Consider the following 14590-nt stretch of genomic DNA (forward strand, 5'->3'; position numbering starts at 1 on the left):
GATCGCGATGGAAGAAGGTCTGCGCTTCGCAATCCGCGAAGGTGGCCGTACCGTCGGCGCCGGTGTCGTTGCCAAGATCATCGAGTAAAATCGCTGGTTTGCTGTTTTGGCAGTAGAAGTTGATGTATCAGGGGCCGGGCCGCGGTGCTCAACCGCGGTCCGGTCCTACGCTCTTTACCTAGTCTGGCGGCGCAAGTCCGCCTCGCTCTTTTCAAGGAATCGTCATGCAGAACCAGAAAATCCGTATTCGCCTGAAGGCCTTCGACTATCGTCTGATCGACCAGTCGGCTGCTGAAATCGTCGACACGGCGAAGCGGACCGGTGCAATCGTCCGCGGCCCGGTGCCGCTGCCGACGCGCATCCAGCGTTTCGACATCCTGCGCTCGCCGCACGTCAACAAGACGTCGCGCGACCAGCTGGAAATCCGTACCCACTTGCGCCTGATGGACATCGTTGACCCGACGGACAAGACCGTCGACGCACTGATGAAGCTGGACCTGCCGGCCGGTGTGGACGTCGAAATCAAGCTGCAGTAAGGCTCTCAAGCGCTGCCAGGATGTCCCGGTGGCGCTAAGTCTTTGATTGCTTGCGGAAAACGAGAATGGACGTTATACTTGACGTCTTTTCGCGCATTTGCGCAAAAAGCTGGTGTGTCCCTTTCAAGCCTTTTCGCTGAAAAGTGCCTTGAAAACGGGCGAAAAAGCACTGGCACTTTGTAAATTAGCCCCGACCAATCGCAGTCGGGAATGGAGAAAACGATGAGCCTTGGACTCGTAGGTCGCAAGGTTGGCATGACCCGTATCTTCACGGCTGATGGGGACTCGATTCCCGTCACCGTGCTGGACGTGTCCGACAACCGCGTGACGCAGATCAAGACTGTTGAAACCGACGGCTACACGGCTGTTCAGGTTGCGTTCGGTACGCGCCGTGCATCGCGCGTGACGAAGCCGCTCGCAGGTCATCTCGCCAAAGCTGGCGTTCAAGCCGGTGAAATCCTCAAGGAATTCCAGATCGACGCCGCCAAGGCTGCCGAACTGTCCGCTGGCGCTGTGATCGGTGTGGATCTCTTCTCGGAAGGCCAGATGGTCGACGTGCAAGGCACCTCGATCGGTAAAGGCTACGCCGGTACCATCAAGCGTTACAACTTCGCCTCGGGCCGTGCTTCCCACGGTAACTCGCGCTCGCACAATGTGCCGGGCTCGATCGGTATGGCGCAGGATCCGGGTCGCGTGTTCCCGGGTAAGCGCATGACCGGTCACATGGGTGACGAAACCGTTACGGTGCAAAACCTCGAAATCGCCCGCATCGACGCAGAGCGCAAGCTGCTGCTCGTTAAGGGTGCCGTTCCGGGCGCGAAGGGCGGTAAGGTTTTCGTGACGCCGGCGGTCAAGGCTCGCGTGAAGAAAGGAGCGCAATAATGGAACTCAAGCTCCTGAACGCTAATGGTCAGGAAGGTGCTGCAGTCAACGCGTCGGACGTCGTGTTCGGCCGTGACTACAACGAAGCCCTGATTCACCAGATCGTCGTCGCCTATCAGGCGAACGCACGTAGCGGCAACCGCGCGCAGAAGGATCGCGAGCAGGTCAAGCACACCACCAAGAAGCCGTGGCGCCAGAAGGGTACGGGCCGTGCTCGTGCCGGTATGTCGTCGAGCCCGTTGTGGCGTGGCGGTGGTCGCATCTTCCCGAATTCGCCGGAAGAAAACTTCTCGCACAAGGTCAACAAGAAGATGCATCGCGCAGGTCTCTGCTCGATCTTCTCGCAGCTGGCCCGCGAAGGCCGTATCTCGGTCGTCGAGGAACTCTCCCTCGAAGCGCCGAAGACGAAGCTGCTGGCCGACAAGTTCAAGGCCATGGGTCTCGAATCCGTGCTGGTCATCACCGACACGGTCGACGAGAACCTGTATCTCGCGTCGCGCAACCTGCCCCACGTGGCAGTCGTTGAGCCGCGTTTCGCCGACCCGCTCTCGCTGATCTTCTTCAAGAAGATTCTGATCACGAAGGCTGCGGTCGCCCAGATCGAGGAGTTGCTGTCATGAGCGAGATTCGCAAGAACGATCATCGTTTGATGCAGGTCCTGCTCGCGCCGGTAGTCTCCGAAAAGGCGACGCTGGTGGCGGAGAAGAACGAACAAGTCGTCTTCGAAGTCGCGCCGGACGCGACCAAGCAGGAAGTCAAGGCCGCCGTCGAGCTGATGTTCAAGGTGGAAGTCGATTCCGTCAACGTGCTGGTCCAGAAGGGCAAGCAAAAGCGCTTTGGCCGCTTCAACGGCAAGCGCAAGGACGTGAAGAAGGCCTACGTCTGCCTGAAGCCCGGCCAGGAAATCAACTTTGAAGCGGAGGCCAAGTAATCATGGCAATCGTGAAAGTTAAGCCGACTTCGCCGGGTCGCCGCGCGATGGTTAAGATCGTCAACAAGGATCTGCATAAGGGTGCGCCGTACGCGCCGCTGCTCGAAAAGCAATCCTCGAAGGCCGGTCGTAACAACAACGGTCACGTGACGACGCGTCACCAGGGTGGTGGTCACAAGCAGCACTATCGCGTGATCGATTTCCGTCGCACGAAGGACGGCATCCCCGCAAAGATCGAACGTCTTGAGTACGATCCGAACCGTAGCGCGAACATCGCGCTGGTTCTGTACGCAGACGGCGAACGCCGCTACATCATCGCTCCGAAGGGCGCGACGGTGGGTCAGCAACTGATGTCCGGTTCGGAAGCGCCGATCCGCGCAGGTAACACCCTGCCGATTCGCAACATTCCGGTCGGTACGACGGTCCACTGCGTCGAAATGCTGCCGGGCAAGGGCGCGCAAATAGCGCGTTCGGCTGGCACGTCGGCAATGCTGCTGGCACGTGAAGGCGTCTACGCGCAGGTTCGTCTGCGTTCGGGCGAAATCCGCCGCGTGCATATCGAGTGCCGTGCAACGATCGGTGAAGTTGGCAACGAAGAACACAGCCTCCGTCAAATCGGTAAGGCTGGCGCGAACCGCTGGCGCGGTATCCGCCCGACGGTGCGTGGCGTTGCAATGAACCCGGTCGACCACCCGCACGGTGGTGGTGAAGGCAAGACCGCAGCTGGCCGCGATCCGGTGAGCCCGTGGGGCACGCCGACGAAGGGCTATCGCACCCGCAGCAACAAGCGCACGACGAGCATGATCGTCCAGCGCCGTCACAAGCGTTAAGGAGTAGGCAATGGCACGTTCTATCAAGAAAGGTCCGTTCTGCGACGCCCATTTGCTGAAGAAGGTTGAGGCGGCTGCAGCAACGCGTGACAAGAAACCGATCAAAACCTGGTCGCGTCGTTCGACGATCCTGCCGGACTTCATCGGTCTGACGATCGCCGTCCATAACGGCCGTCAACACGTTCCCGTGTATGTCACGGAAAACATGGTCGGCCACAAGCTTGGCGAGTTCGCACTGACCCGGACGTTCAAGGGTCACGCGGCCGACAAGAAGGCCAAGAAATAAGGGGCAATCAAGATGGAAGTGAAGGCAATTCATCGCGGTGCCCGCATCTCGGCGCAGAAAACGCGCCTTGTGGCTGACCAGATCCGCGGTCTGCCGGTCGACAAGGCGCTGAACGTTCTGACGTTCTCGCCGAAGAAAGCGGCTGGCATCGTGAAAAAGGTTGTGCTCTCGGCGATCGCAAACGCTGAACACAACGAAGGCGCCGACATCGACGAGCTCAAGATCAAGAGCATCTACGTCGACAAGGCTGCTTCGCTGAAGCGTTTCACCGCACGCGCAAAGGGTCGCGGTAACCGCATCGAGAAGCAATCCTGTCACATCACTGTGACGGTCGGGAATTAAGGAGCCATACGATGGGACAGAAAATTCATCCGACTGGCTTCCGTTTGGCCGTCAGCCGCAATTGGGCTTCGCGCTGGTACGCGAACAACAACAATTTCGCGGCGATGTTGAAGGAAGACATCGGTGTTCGTGAATACCTGAAGAAGAAGCTGAAGAACGCTTCGGTGGGCCGTGTTGTGATCGAGCGTCCGGCAAAGAATGCGCGTATCACGATTTACAGCTCGCGTCCGGGTGTGGTGATCGGCAAGAAGGGCGAGGACATCGAACTCCTCAAGGCCGAACTCCAGAAGCGCATGGGCGTTCCGGTTCACGTGAACATCGAGGAAATCCGCAAGCCGGAAACCGATGCTCAACTGATCGCCGATTCGATCACGCAGCAGCTCGAGCGCCGGATCATGTTCCGCCGCGCGATGAAGCGCGCGATGCAGAACGCGATGCGTCTGGGTGCCCAGGGCATCAAGATCATGAGCGCCGGCCGTCTGAACGGTATCGAAATCGCGCGTACCGAGTGGTACCGCGAAGGTCGAGTGCCGCTTCACACGCTGCGTGCTGACATCGACTACGCGACCTCGGAAGCGAAGACGACGTACGGCATCATCGGCGTGAAGGTTTGGGTCTACAAGGGCGACACGCTCGGCCGCAACGACGCACCGGTGGTGGAAGAAGTCGCCGAAGAAAAGCGTCCGCGCCGTAACGCACGTCCGGGTGATCGTCGTCCGCGCCGTGACGGCGAAGGCGCACCGGGTGCCCGTCGTGGCGCACCGCGCCGTGGCGCCGCCGGCGGCGATGGCAAGAGTGGAGAATAACGATGCTGCAACCGAAACGCAGGAAGTATCGTAAAGAGCAGAAGGGTCGTAACACCGGCGTCGCAACTCGCGGCAACGCGGTTTCGTTCGGTGAATACGGTCTGAAGGCTATCGGTCGCGGCCGCCTGACCGCGCGTCAGATTGAAGCAGCGCGTCGTGCAATGACGCGTCACATCAAGCGCGGCGGCCGCATCTGGATTCGCATTTTCCCGGACAAGCCGATCTCGCAAAAGCCGGCTGAAGTACGTATGGGTAACGGTAAGGGTAACCCGGAGTACTACGTCGCCGAGATTCAGCCGGGCAAGATGCTTTATGAAATGGACGGTGTGACCGAAGAACTGGCCCGTGAAGCGTTCCGTCTGGCTGCAGCGAAGCTGCCGCTGAAGACGGTCTTCATGGTTCGCCAGCTCGGCGCCTAAGGAGTAAATGATGAAGGCATCCGAACTTCACCAGAAAGACAAGGCCGCGCTCAACAAAGAGCTGTCGGACCTCTTGAAGGCGCAATTCGGCCTGCGCATGCAACTCGCGACCCAGCAGCTCACGAACACGAGCCAGCTGAAGAAGGTTCGTCGCGACATCGCACGTGTGCGGACCGTCCTGACTGAGAAGGCGAACCAGAAATGAACGAAAGCGTGAAAACCTCGCTTAAGCGGACGCTGGTCGGCAAAGTCGTCAGCAACAAGATGGACAAGACGGTCACCGTCCTGGTCGAGCGCCGCGTCAAGCACCCGATCTACGGCAAGTACGTTGTGCAGTCGAAGAAGTACCACGCTCACGACGAATCGAACACGTACAACGAGGGTGACCTCGTTGAAATCCAGGAAACGCGTCCTCTGTCGAAGACGAAGGCCTGGACCGTGTCGAAGTTGCTCGAAGCGGCTCGCGTCATCTAAGGGAGTAATCCCTGGAAGACGGCTCACCCGGGGCTCGGCATCGCTGTCTGCCCCGGTGTGATGTGCGGTAGTAGAAGTAGTTGAAATCGCAGAAGATTTCGCTTGCAAGACCAAGATTGTCTGGTTACAATCTTGGTCTTCCCTCTTTATGAGCTTGCTGTTGGCAAAGCGGCAGGTGAAAGGTGAGGGGAAGTTTGCAAGGCGAATGCGGGCGCCAGCCCGGGTTCGCAAGATTCACCGGAATGCGATGGCCGGTTTCGTTTGCCGTCGCTGCTGTTCTTACCCAAGCAGCTGAGCGGTCGTTCTAGTGGCGGCGCGGCTGACGGGACCAAGACTGACCGGGTGTGCCATGGTGGTGCAACCGGATTAAGTTGGGAAAGATAAACCATGATCCAGACCGAATCTCGGCTTGAAGTGGCCGACAACACGGGTGCGCGTGAAGTCATGTGCATCAAGGTGCTCGGCGGCTCGAAGCGTCGTTATGCCAGCATTGGCGACATCATTAAGGTGACCGTCAAGGAAGCAACGCCGCGCGGGCGCGTGAAAAAGGGCGAAATCTACAACGCTGTTGTGGTTCGCACTGCGAAGGGCGTGCGCCGTCAAGACGGCTCGCTGATCAAGTTCGATGGCAACGCCGCCGTGCTTTTGAATACCAAGCTCGAGCCGATCGGTACCCGTATTTTCGGGCCGGTGACGCGTGAGCTGCGTAGCGAACGATTCATGAAGATCGTTTCGCTCGCGCCGGAAGTGCTGTAAGGAGTCGCGATGAACAAGATTCGCAAGGGTGACGAAGTCATCGTCACGACCGGCAAGGACAAGGGCAAGCGCGGCGTCGTGCTGGCCGTTGGTGAAGAGCGCGTGACCGTCGAAGGCCTCAACATTGTGAAGAAGCATGTGAAGCCGAATCCCATGAAGGGTACGACTGGTGGCGTGGAAGCCAAGGCGATGCCGCTGCACATTTCGAACGTCGCGCTCGTCGACGCGAATGGCAAGGCTTCGCGTGTCGGCATCAAGGTCGAAGGGGACAAGAAGGTTCGTTTCCTTAAGACGACCGGTGCTGTCCTGAGCGCCTGACGCTGCGGAGTAAAAAATGGCACGTTTGCAAGAATTTTATAAAGAGAAGGTCGTTCCGGGCCTGATCGAGAAGTTCGGTTACAAGTCGATCATGGAAGTGCCGCGCCTCACCAAGATCACCCTGAACATGGGTGTCGGTGAAGCCGTCGCTGACAAGAAGGTCCTCGAGCATGCTGTTGGCGACCTGACGAAGATCGCTGGCCAGAAGCCGGTTATCACGAAGTCGCGCAAGGCAATTGCTGGCTTCAAGATCCGCGAAGGTTACCCGATCGGCACGATGGTCACGCTGCGTGGCCAGGCAATGTACGAATTCCTCGACCGTTTCGTGACGGTTGCGCTCCCCCGTGTGCGCGACTTCCGTGGTGTGTCGGGTAAGGCGTTCGACGGCCGTGGTAACTACAACATCGGTGTGAAAGAGCAGATCATTTTCCCCGAAATCGATTACGACAAGGTCGACACGCTGCGTGGTCTGAACATCAGCATCACGACGACTGCGAAGACCGACGAAGAAGCAAAGGCACTGCTCGCCGGCTTCAAGTTCCCGTTCAGAAACTGAGGTTACCGTGGCTAAACTGGCACTGATCGAACGTGAAAAGAAGCGCGCCCGTCTGGCAGCGAAGTTCGCACCGAAGCGCGCAGCGCTGAAGGCGATCATCGACGACCAAAGCAAGTCGGAAGAAGAGCGCTACGCAGCTCGTCTGGAACTGCAACAACTGCCGCGCAACTCGAACCCCACCCGCAAGCGTAACCGCTGTGCGATCACGGGTCGTCCGCGTGGCACGTTCCGCAAATTTGGTCTCGCACGTAACAAGATTCGTGAAATCGCGTTCCGTGGTGAGATCCCTGGCGTCACCAAGGCGAGCTGGTAATAGGAGAAACATAAATGAGCATGAGTGATCCTATCGCCGATATGCTGACTCGCATCCGCAATGCGCAGATGGTCGAGAAAGTTTCGGTTGCTATGCCCTCGTCGAAAGTCAAGATTGCGATCGCGCAGGTCCTGAAGGACGAAGGTTATATCGACGACTTCGCGGTGAAAACCGAAGGTGCGAAGTCGGAATTGAACATCGCGTTGAAGTACTACGCTGGCCGTCCCGTTATCGAGCGCATCGAACGCGTCTCGAAGCCGGGTCTGCGCGTGTACCGCGGCCGTAACGACATCCCGCAGGTCATGAATGGCCTCGGCGTTGCGATCGTGTCGACGCCGAAGGGTGTGATGACGGACCGCAAGGCTCGCGCCAATGGCGTGGGCGGCGAAGTCATCTGCTACGTCGCTTAACGCCGAAGGAGAAGAAACATGTCTCGAGTAGGTAAGAGCCCGATCGCGCTGCAAGGCGCAGAGGCGACGCTCAGCGACGAGAAGATTACCGTCAAGGGCCCGCTGGGTACGATTTCGCAGGCTGCGAATCGCCTCGTGAAGGTGGTGAACGACAACGGCACGCTGAAGTTCGAGCCGGTCGACGACAGCCGCGAAGCGAATGCGATGTCTGGCACGATGCGCGCGATCGTCGCGAACATGGTGCAAGGCGTGACGAAGGGTTTTGAGCGCAAGCTGACGCTGGTTGGCGTCGGTTACCGTGCTCAAGCGCAAGGCGACAAGCTAAACCTGTCGCTGGGTTTCTCGCACCCGGTGGTGCACCAGATGCCGGAAGGCGTCAAGGCTGAAACCCCGTCGCAAACGGAAATCGTGATCAAGGGGATCAACAAGCAACAAGTTGGCCAAACCGCTGCCGAAGTGCGCGGTTATCGTCCGCCTGAGCCCTACAAGGGCAAGGGTGTGCGTTACGCCGACGAGGTTGTGATCCTCAAAGAAACGAAGAAGAAGTAAGGGTGCGCAATCATGGATAAGACTCAATCTCGCCTGCGCCGCGCTCGTCAGACGCGTCTCAAGATCGCTGAGCTGCAAGTCGCGCGCCTGGCCGTGCATCGCACGAACACGCACATCTATGCGCAAGTGTTCTCGCCCTGCGGCACCAAGGTGCTCGCCAGCGCGTCGACGCTCGAAGCCGAAGTGCGTGCGCAACTCGCAGACCAGTCGGGCAAGGGTGGCAACGTCACCGCTGCCACGCTGATCGGCAAGCGTATCGCAGAAAAGGCCAAGGCTGCCGGCATCGAATCCGTCGCCTTCGACCGCTCGGGTTTCCGCTACCACGGCCGCGTCAAGGCGCTGGCTGAGGCTGCGCGTGAAGCCGGGCTCAAGTTCTAAGGGAAGAATTCGTCATGGCAAAGATGCAAGCGAAAGTTCAGGCTGACGAACGCGACGACGGCCTTCGCGAAAAAATGATTTCGGTCAACCGCGTGACCAAGGTCGTGAAGGGTGGCCGTATTCTCGGCTTCGCCGCACTGACCGTGGTTGGCGACGGTGATGGCCGCGTCGGTATGGGCAAGGGCAAGGCGAAGGAAGTGCCGGTCGCTGTCCAGAAGGCGATGGAACAAGCTCGCCGCAACATGTTCAAGGTGCCTCTGAAGAGCGGTACCCTGCAACACGAAGTGCACGGCAAGCACGGCGCATCGGTGGTCCTCCTCGCTCCGGCGAAGGCTGGTACCGGTGTGATCGCCGGCGGCCCGATGCGCGCAGTGTTCGACGTGATGGGCGTGCAGAACGTCGTGGCCAAGAGCCACGGTTCGACGAACCCGTACAACCTCGTTCGCGCAACGCTGGACGGTCTGCGCAAGCAGTCGACCCCGGCTGACATCGCGGCGAAGCGCGGCAAGTCCGTCGAAGACATTCTGGGCTAAGGGTGGGCACCATGTCTGAAAAAACTGTCAAGGTTCAGCTCGTCAAGAGCCTGATTGGGACCCGCGAATCGCACCGCGCCACGGTGCGCGGCCTCGGCCTGCGCCGCCTGAACTCGATCTCCGAGCTGCAGGACACGCCGGCTGTGCGCGGCATGATCAACAAGGTCTCGTACCTCGTTAAGGTCATCGCCTAAGCGGTCACCAGAAGACTCCAGGAGTTGAAAATGGAATTGAATAACCTGAAGCCGGCAGAAGGCGCGAAGCACGCAAAGCGTCGCGTCGGTCGCGGCATCGGCTCCGGCCTCGGCAAGACCGCTGGCCGTGGTCACAAGGGTCAGAAATCGCGTTCGGGCGGCTTCCACAAGGTCGGCTTCGAAGGCGGTCAAATGCCGCTGCAGCGTCGTCTGCCGAAGCGTGGCTTCACCTCGCTGACGAAGGAATTCGTCGGTGAAGTGCGCCTCGCTGACATCGAGAAGCTGCCGGTCGACGAAATCGATCTGCTGGCTCTCAAGCAGGCAGGCCTCGTTGGCGAACTGACCAGGAGCGCAAAGATCATCGCCACCGGCGAAATCAAGCGCAAGGTCGTCGTGAAGGGTCTGGGTGCGACGAAGAACGCGCGTGCTGCGATCGAAGCAGCAGGCGGTTCTTTTGCCGAGTGATTGTGAGTGGTGCGTGCGGGCTTGCCCGCCGTCACTAACATCTGCATCGGAGAAGCTAGTTGGCTAACAGCCCGAGTCTCGCAAAAACCGGTCGCAGCGCACCGAAGTTCGGCGACCTGCGCCGGCGTGCAATGTTCCTGCTGCTGGCGCTGGTCGTTTATCGCATCGGTGCGCACATTCCGGTTCCGGGCATCGACCCGGACCAGCTCGCGAAGCTCTTTCAGAGCCAGTCGGGCGGCATCCTTGGCATGTTCAACATGTTCTCGGGTGGTGCGCTGTCGCGGTTCACGATCTTCGCGCTGGGTGTGATGCCGTATATCTCGGCGTCGATCATCCTGCAGCTGATGGCGATTGTCTCGCCGCAGCTGGAGGCGCTGAAGAAAGAAGGGCAGGCCGGACAACGCAAGATCACGCAGTACACGCGGATCTTCACGGTGGTGCTGGCGACGTTTCAGGCGTTCGGCATTGCAGTCGCGCTGGAAAATCAGCCTGGGCTCGTGATCGATCCGGGCATGGTGTTCCGCCTGACGACGGTCGTGACGCTCGTGACGGGCACGATGTTCCTGATGTGGCTCGGTGAGCAGATCACGGAACGTGGCCTCGGCAACGGCATCTCGATCATCATCTTCGGCGGGATTGCGGCGGGCTTCCCGAATGCGATCAGCGGGTTGTTCACGCTGGTGCAGACCGGCTCGATGGGTCCGTTCTCCGCAATCATCGTGGTCGTGTTGATCGCAGCTGTGACGTATCTGGTGGTGTTCATCGAACGCGGCCAGCGCAAGATCCTCGTGAACTATGCGAAGCGTCAGGTTGGTAACAAGATTTACGGTGGGCAGTCGTCGCACCTGCCGCTGAAGTTGAACATGTCGGGCGTGATTCCGCCGATCTTTGCATCGTCGATCATCCTGTTCCCGGCAACCATCCTGAACTGGTTCAGTTCGGGGTCGCAAACCAGCTGGTTCGCGAACACGCTGCACAACGTGGCCGAGGCCCTCAAGCCTGGCCAGCCCGTGTACGTGTTGCTGTATGCGTTGGCGATTGTCTTCTTCTGCTTCTTCTACACCGCACTGGTGTTCAACAGCAGGGAAACAGCCGACAACCTGAAAAAGAGTGGCGCGTTCGTACCTGGCATCCGCCCGGGCGATCAAACGGCCCGTTATATCGACCGCATCCTCACGCGTCTGACGCTGGCCGGTGCGATCTATATCGTGTTCGTTTGTTTGCTGCCCGAATTTCTGGTGCTGCGCTGGAATGTACCGTTCTATTTTGGTGGCACGTCGCTGCTGATCATTGTCGTCGTCACAATGGACTTCATGGCGCAGGTGCAGTCGTACGTTATGTCGCAACAATATGAATCGCTGCTCAAGAAGGCTAACTTCAAGGGTGGCGGCGTCCCGATGCGTTGAAAGGACCTATGGCCAAAGACGATGTAATCCAGATGCAGGGTGAGGTCATCGAAAACCTCCCCAACGCAACCTTCCGGGTGAAGTTGGAGAACGGCCATGTCGTCCTGGGGCATATTTCGGGAAAAATGCGGATGCACTACATCCGCATTCTCCCGGGCGACAAGGTGACGGTTGAATTGACGCCTTACGATCTGTCGCGTGCGCGGATCGTGTTCCGGGCGAAGTGATTTAGGAAAAAGGGTAATATCATGAAAGTGATGGCATCGGTAAAGCGCATTTGCCGCAACTGCAAAATCATCAAGCGCAACGGCGTCGTTCGCGTGATCTGCAGCTCGGACCCGCGCCACAAGCAGCGTCAAGGCTGATTAGCGCGCTTGCGCTTTTTGTTTGAGGAAAAACAATGGCTCGTATCGCAGGGGTTAACATCCCGAACCACCAGCACACTGAAATCGGCCTGACGGCTATTTTCGGTATCGGCCGCACGCGTTCGCGCAACATCTGCGTGACTGCTGGCGTCCCGTTTGACAAAAAGGTCAAGGACCTGAACGACGCGGATCTCGAAAAGCTGCGTGAGGAAGTGGGCAAGTTTGTCGTCGAAGGCGATCTGCGCCGTGAAGTGACGATGAACATCAAGCGCCTGATGGACCTCGGCTGCTACCGCGGCGTGCGCCATCGCAAGGGCCTGCCCCTGCGCGGCCAGCGTACGCGTACCAATGCGCGTACGCGCAAGGGTCCGCGCCGCGCAGCGCAATCGCTGAAGAAGTAAGCGGAACTAGTTACAGGAAAACGTAATGGCTAAGGCTTCGAACAACACCGCGGCGCAACGCGTTCGCAAGAAGGTTAAGAAGAACGTCGCCGAGGGCGTGGTTCACGTTCACGCGTCGTTCAACAACACCATCATCACCATCACCGACCGTCAGGGCAACGCGCTTGCCTGGGCAACCTCGGGTGGTCAGGGCTTCAAGGGGTCGCGTAAGTCGACGCCCTTCGCAGCTCAGGTCGCAGCCGAGTCGGCTGGCCGCGTGGCGATGGAATACGGCGTGAAGAACCTCGAAGTGCGTATCAAGGGCCCCGGTCCTGGCCGCGAATCGGCGGTGCGCGCGCTGCATGGTCTTGGCATCAAGATCACCGCGATCTCCGACGTGACGCCGGTTCCGCACAACGGCTGCCGTCCGCCGAAGCGCCGCCGCATCTAAAGCGTCGCTTTTGCCTCGTGCCTGTGCCGCCGGAAACGGCGTGTGCGGGCGCTTGGCGTTATTGAATTGACTAAGCCCACCGTTCGGTTCAAAGAGCCGGACTAGCGCGAAGGCAGGGTTTTCCCACTTAGCCCTCGCGTGATCAATCATCGAAGGAAAGTAACGTGGCACGTTATATCGGCCCGAAGGCCAAGCTGTCCCGCCGTGAAGGCACCGACCTCTTCCTGAAGAGCGCCCGCCGTTCGCTCGCTGACAAGTGCAAGCTCGACAGCAAGCCGGGTCAGCACGGCCGCACCTCGGGTGCCCGTACCTCGGACTACGGTACGCAACTGCGCGAAAAGCAAAAAGTGAAGCGCATCTACGGCGTGCTCGAGCGTCAGTTCCGCCGCTACTTCGCGGAAGCGGACCGCCGCAAGGGCAACACCGGTGAAAACCTGCTGCAACTGCTCGAGTCGCGTCTCGACAACGTCGTGTACCGCATGGGCTTCGCCTCGACGCGCGCTGAAGCGCGTCAGCTCGTGAGCCACAAGGCGCTGACGCTGAACGGCGTCGTCGCAAACGTGCCGTCGATGCAAGTCAAGGCGGGCGACATCGTCGCCATCCGCGAAAAGGCGAAGAAGCAGGCTCGTATCGTCGAAGCACTGTCGCTGGCTGAACAAGGCGGCATGCCGCAGTGGGTTTCGGTCGATGCGAAGAAGTTCGAAGGTACGTTCAAGGGCATGCCGGAGCGCAGCGACATCGCTGGCGACATCAACGAAAGCCTGATCGTCGAATTGTATTCGCGTTAATGGGATCGATGGCCGAGGGCGCCTCTGTGCTTCGCGCAAGAGGCGTCCTCGGCTGTTCGTTTTCAGGTTGTGCCATCTCAGCCTTATCGGTGTAACGAGCCGAGGGTATTGAAAAGGAAACCCTATGCAAACCAGTTTGCTGAAACCCAAGATCATCGCTGTGGAATCGCTCGGCGACAACCATGCGAAAGTGGTTATGGAGCCGTTCGAACGCGGTTATGGCCACACCTTGGGTAACGCGCTCCGGCGCGTGCTGCTGTCGTCGATGGTGGGCTATGCGCCGACCGAAGTGACGATCGCAGGCGTCGTGCACGAGTATTCGACGCTCGACGGTGTGCAAGAGGACGTGGTCAACCTGCTGCTGAACCTGAAGGGTGTGGTTTTCAAGCTGCATAACCGTGACGAAGTGACGGTTACGCTGCGCAAGGAAGCCGAAGGCGTCGTGACGGCAGGCGACATCGAACTGTCGCACGATTGCGAAGTCATCAATCCCGATCACGTGATCGCGCATCTGACGAAGGGCGGCAAGCTCGACGTTCAGATCAAGGTTGAGAAGGGCCGCGGCTATGTCCCGGGCAACGTGCGCCGTTATGGCGAAGACTCGGCCAAGATCATCGGCCGTATTGTGCTGGATGCGTCGTTCTCGCCGGTTCGCCGCGTGAGCTATGCCGTGGAAAGCGCGCGTGTCGAACAGCGTACCGACCTCGACAAGCTCGTGATGAACATCGAAACCAACGGCGTGATCTCGCCGGAGGAAGCGATCCGTCAATCGGCGCGCATCCTCGTGGATCAGCTGTCGGTGTTCGCTGCACTGGAAGGCACGGAAACGGCGGCGGAAGCCCCGTCGCGCGCACCGCAGATCGATCCGATCCTGCTGCGTCCGGTGGACGATCTCGAACTCACGGTTCGCTCGGCGAACTGCCTGAAGGCCGAGAACATCTACTACATCGGCGACCTGATCCAGCGCACCGAGAACGAGTTGCTCAAGACCCCGAATCTGGGTCGCAAGTCGCTCAACGAGATCAAGGAAGTGCTCGCTTCGCGCGGTCTCACGCTTGGCATGAAGCTCGAAAACTGGCCGCCGGCTGGTCTCGACAAGTAAGTAGTCTGGCAAGGACGCGGATTTTCCCGTATTTTTCCTGTAAAATCCGCGTCTTGCCTTTTTCTGATACCGGCCCGTGCTTTGGTTGGGTTGTAAGACCCTCGAAGCGATAGAAGAGCT

The 14590-nt window shown here is 59.3% G+C and carries 29 protein-coding genes; all 29 read left to right on the top strand.

Annotation, left to right across the window (positions count from 1 at the left end):
* Positions 1-88, top strand: an 88-nt coding sequence (locus D1Y85_RS20860; RefSeq protein WP_080361398.1) for an EF-Tu C-terminal domain-related protein, incomplete at its 5' end; no start/stop codon positions are given.
* Between the two features lie 136 nt (positions 89-224).
* Positions 225-536 (top strand): 30S ribosomal protein S10, encoded by a 312-nt coding sequence (gene rpsJ, locus D1Y85_RS20865; RefSeq protein WP_017777154.1) that lies wholly within the window; start codon positions 225-227, stop codon positions 534-536.
* Between the two features lie 222 nt (positions 537-758).
* Positions 759-1418 carry a 50S ribosomal protein L3 gene (rplC, locus tag D1Y85_RS20870; protein ID WP_124152984.1) on the top strand — a complete coding sequence of 220 codons (660 nt, stop codon included), beginning with the start codon at positions 759-761 and terminating at the stop codon, positions 1416-1418.
* On the top strand, positions 1418-2038 hold the full coding sequence (rplD, locus tag D1Y85_RS20875) for a 50S ribosomal protein L4 (RefSeq protein ID WP_124152985.1): 621 nt from the start codon (positions 1418-1420) through the stop codon (positions 2036-2038). The genes rplC and rplD overlap by 1 nt, the downstream gene beginning before the upstream one ends.
* Positions 2035-2349: a 50S ribosomal protein L23 gene (rplW, locus tag D1Y85_RS20880; RefSeq protein ID WP_124152986.1), complete on the top strand. Its 315-nt coding sequence runs from the start codon at positions 2035-2037 to the stop codon at positions 2347-2349. Before rplD ends, rplW begins: the two co-directional genes overlap by 4 nt.
* 2 nt (positions 2350-2351) lie before the next feature.
* Positions 2352-3179, top strand: coding sequence for a 50S ribosomal protein L2 (gene rplB / locus D1Y85_RS20885; protein WP_124152987.1), 828 nt, complete (start codon positions 2352-2354; stop codon positions 3177-3179).
* A 10-nt stretch (positions 3180-3189) separates the two neighbouring features.
* Entirely contained in the window at positions 3190-3465 is a 276-nt protein-coding gene (gene rpsS, locus D1Y85_RS20890) for a 30S ribosomal protein S19 (RefSeq protein ID WP_027797286.1), read from the top strand.
* Between the two features lie 12 nt (positions 3466-3477).
* Positions 3478-3807: a 50S ribosomal protein L22 gene (rplV, locus tag D1Y85_RS20895; protein WP_004199272.1), complete on the top strand. Its 330-nt coding sequence runs from the start codon at positions 3478-3480 to the stop codon at positions 3805-3807.
* A gap of 11 nt (positions 3808-3818) precedes the next feature.
* Positions 3819-4613 (top strand): 30S ribosomal protein S3, encoded by a 795-nt coding sequence (gene rpsC, locus D1Y85_RS20900; RefSeq protein ID WP_028213348.1) that lies wholly within the window; start codon positions 3819-3821, stop codon positions 4611-4613.
* Between the two features lie 2 nt (positions 4614-4615).
* Complete coding sequence (rplP, locus tag D1Y85_RS20905) at positions 4616-5032, top strand: 50S ribosomal protein L16 (RefSeq protein WP_092002755.1); 417 nt, start codon at positions 4616-4618, stop codon at positions 5030-5032.
* A gap of 10 nt (positions 5033-5042) precedes the next feature.
* Positions 5043-5237 (top strand): 50S ribosomal protein L29, encoded by a 195-nt coding sequence (gene rpmC / locus D1Y85_RS20910; RefSeq protein WP_075159014.1) that lies wholly within the window; start codon positions 5043-5045, stop codon positions 5235-5237.
* Positions 5234-5506 carry a 30S ribosomal protein S17 gene (gene rpsQ, locus D1Y85_RS20915; protein ID WP_124152988.1) on the top strand — a complete coding sequence of 91 codons (273 nt, stop codon included), beginning with the start codon at positions 5234-5236 and terminating at the stop codon, positions 5504-5506. The genes rpmC and rpsQ overlap by 4 nt, the downstream gene beginning before the upstream one ends.
* A gap of 387 nt (positions 5507-5893) precedes the next feature.
* Positions 5894-6262, top strand: coding sequence for a 50S ribosomal protein L14 (gene rplN, locus D1Y85_RS20920; protein WP_124152989.1), 369 nt, complete (start codon positions 5894-5896; stop codon positions 6260-6262).
* Positions 6263-6271: 9 nt separating this feature from the next.
* The gene (gene rplX, locus D1Y85_RS20925) at positions 6272-6580 is read left to right on the top strand and encodes a 50S ribosomal protein L24 (RefSeq protein ID WP_124152990.1); all 309 of its coding nucleotides are present in this window, start codon (positions 6272-6274) and stop codon (positions 6578-6580) included.
* Positions 6581-6596: 16 nt separating this feature from the next.
* Positions 6597-7136 (top strand): 50S ribosomal protein L5, encoded by a 540-nt coding sequence (gene rplE, locus D1Y85_RS20930; RefSeq protein ID WP_028222621.1) that lies wholly within the window; start codon positions 6597-6599, stop codon positions 7134-7136.
* A gap of 7 nt (positions 7137-7143) precedes the next feature.
* Positions 7144-7449: a 30S ribosomal protein S14 gene (gene rpsN / locus D1Y85_RS20935; RefSeq protein ID WP_028228152.1), complete on the top strand. Its 306-nt coding sequence runs from the start codon at positions 7144-7146 to the stop codon at positions 7447-7449.
* A 14-nt stretch (positions 7450-7463) separates the two neighbouring features.
* Positions 7464-7859 carry a 30S ribosomal protein S8 gene (gene rpsH, locus D1Y85_RS20940; RefSeq protein ID WP_124152991.1) on the top strand — a complete coding sequence of 132 codons (396 nt, stop codon included), beginning with the start codon at positions 7464-7466 and terminating at the stop codon, positions 7857-7859.
* A gap of 18 nt (positions 7860-7877) precedes the next feature.
* Entirely contained in the window at positions 7878-8408 is a 531-nt protein-coding gene (rplF, locus tag D1Y85_RS20945; protein ID WP_124152992.1) for a 50S ribosomal protein L6, read from the top strand.
* Positions 8409-8420: 12 nt separating this feature from the next.
* On the top strand, positions 8421-8786 hold the full coding sequence (rplR, locus tag D1Y85_RS20950; RefSeq protein WP_124152993.1) for a 50S ribosomal protein L18: 366 nt from the start codon (positions 8421-8423) through the stop codon (positions 8784-8786).
* Positions 8787-8800: 14 nt separating this feature from the next.
* Positions 8801-9319 carry a 30S ribosomal protein S5 gene (gene rpsE, locus D1Y85_RS20955; RefSeq protein ID WP_124152994.1) on the top strand — a complete coding sequence of 173 codons (519 nt, stop codon included), beginning with the start codon at positions 8801-8803 and terminating at the stop codon, positions 9317-9319.
* Between the two features lie 11 nt (positions 9320-9330).
* A complete protein-coding gene (gene rpmD, locus D1Y85_RS20960; protein ID WP_124152995.1) occupies positions 9331-9513 on the top strand; it encodes a 50S ribosomal protein L30 in 183 nt (60 codons plus the stop codon).
* Between the two features lie 30 nt (positions 9514-9543).
* Entirely contained in the window at positions 9544-9978 is a 435-nt protein-coding gene (gene rplO / locus D1Y85_RS20965; RefSeq protein ID WP_028206523.1) for a 50S ribosomal protein L15, read from the top strand.
* Between the two features lie 59 nt (positions 9979-10037).
* On the top strand, positions 10038-11384 hold the full coding sequence (secY, locus tag D1Y85_RS20970) for a preprotein translocase subunit SecY (RefSeq protein WP_124152996.1): 1347 nt from the start codon (positions 10038-10040) through the stop codon (positions 11382-11384).
* 8 nt (positions 11385-11392) lie between these two features.
* Positions 11393-11611 carry a translation initiation factor IF-1 gene (gene infA / locus D1Y85_RS20975; protein WP_004521905.1) on the top strand — a complete coding sequence of 73 codons (219 nt, stop codon included), beginning with the start codon at positions 11393-11395 and terminating at the stop codon, positions 11609-11611.
* Between the two features lie 21 nt (positions 11612-11632).
* The gene (gene rpmJ / locus D1Y85_RS20980) at positions 11633-11749 is read left to right on the top strand and encodes a 50S ribosomal protein L36 (RefSeq protein ID WP_027819338.1); all 117 of its coding nucleotides are present in this window, start codon (positions 11633-11635) and stop codon (positions 11747-11749) included.
* Between the two features lie 35 nt (positions 11750-11784).
* Positions 11785-12150 carry a 30S ribosomal protein S13 gene (gene rpsM / locus D1Y85_RS20985; protein ID WP_124152997.1) on the top strand — a complete coding sequence of 122 codons (366 nt, stop codon included), beginning with the start codon at positions 11785-11787 and terminating at the stop codon, positions 12148-12150.
* Positions 12151-12175: 25 nt separating this feature from the next.
* On the top strand, positions 12176-12580 hold the full coding sequence (rpsK, locus tag D1Y85_RS20990; RefSeq protein WP_017777173.1) for a 30S ribosomal protein S11: 405 nt from the start codon (positions 12176-12178) through the stop codon (positions 12578-12580).
* Between the two features lie 164 nt (positions 12581-12744).
* Positions 12745-13368, top strand: coding sequence for a 30S ribosomal protein S4 (rpsD, locus tag D1Y85_RS20995; RefSeq protein ID WP_124152998.1), 624 nt, complete (start codon positions 12745-12747; stop codon positions 13366-13368).
* Between the two features lie 124 nt (positions 13369-13492).
* A complete protein-coding gene (locus D1Y85_RS21000; RefSeq protein WP_124152999.1) occupies positions 13493-14470 on the top strand; it encodes a DNA-directed RNA polymerase subunit alpha in 978 nt (325 codons plus the stop codon).
* Positions 14471-14590 lie beyond the last annotated feature (120 nt).

Source organism: Paraburkholderia dinghuensis (genome assembly GCF_003837865.1).
GTDB classification, from domain to species: domain Bacteria; phylum Pseudomonadota; class Gammaproteobacteria; order Burkholderiales; family Burkholderiaceae; genus Paraburkholderia; species Paraburkholderia dinghuensis.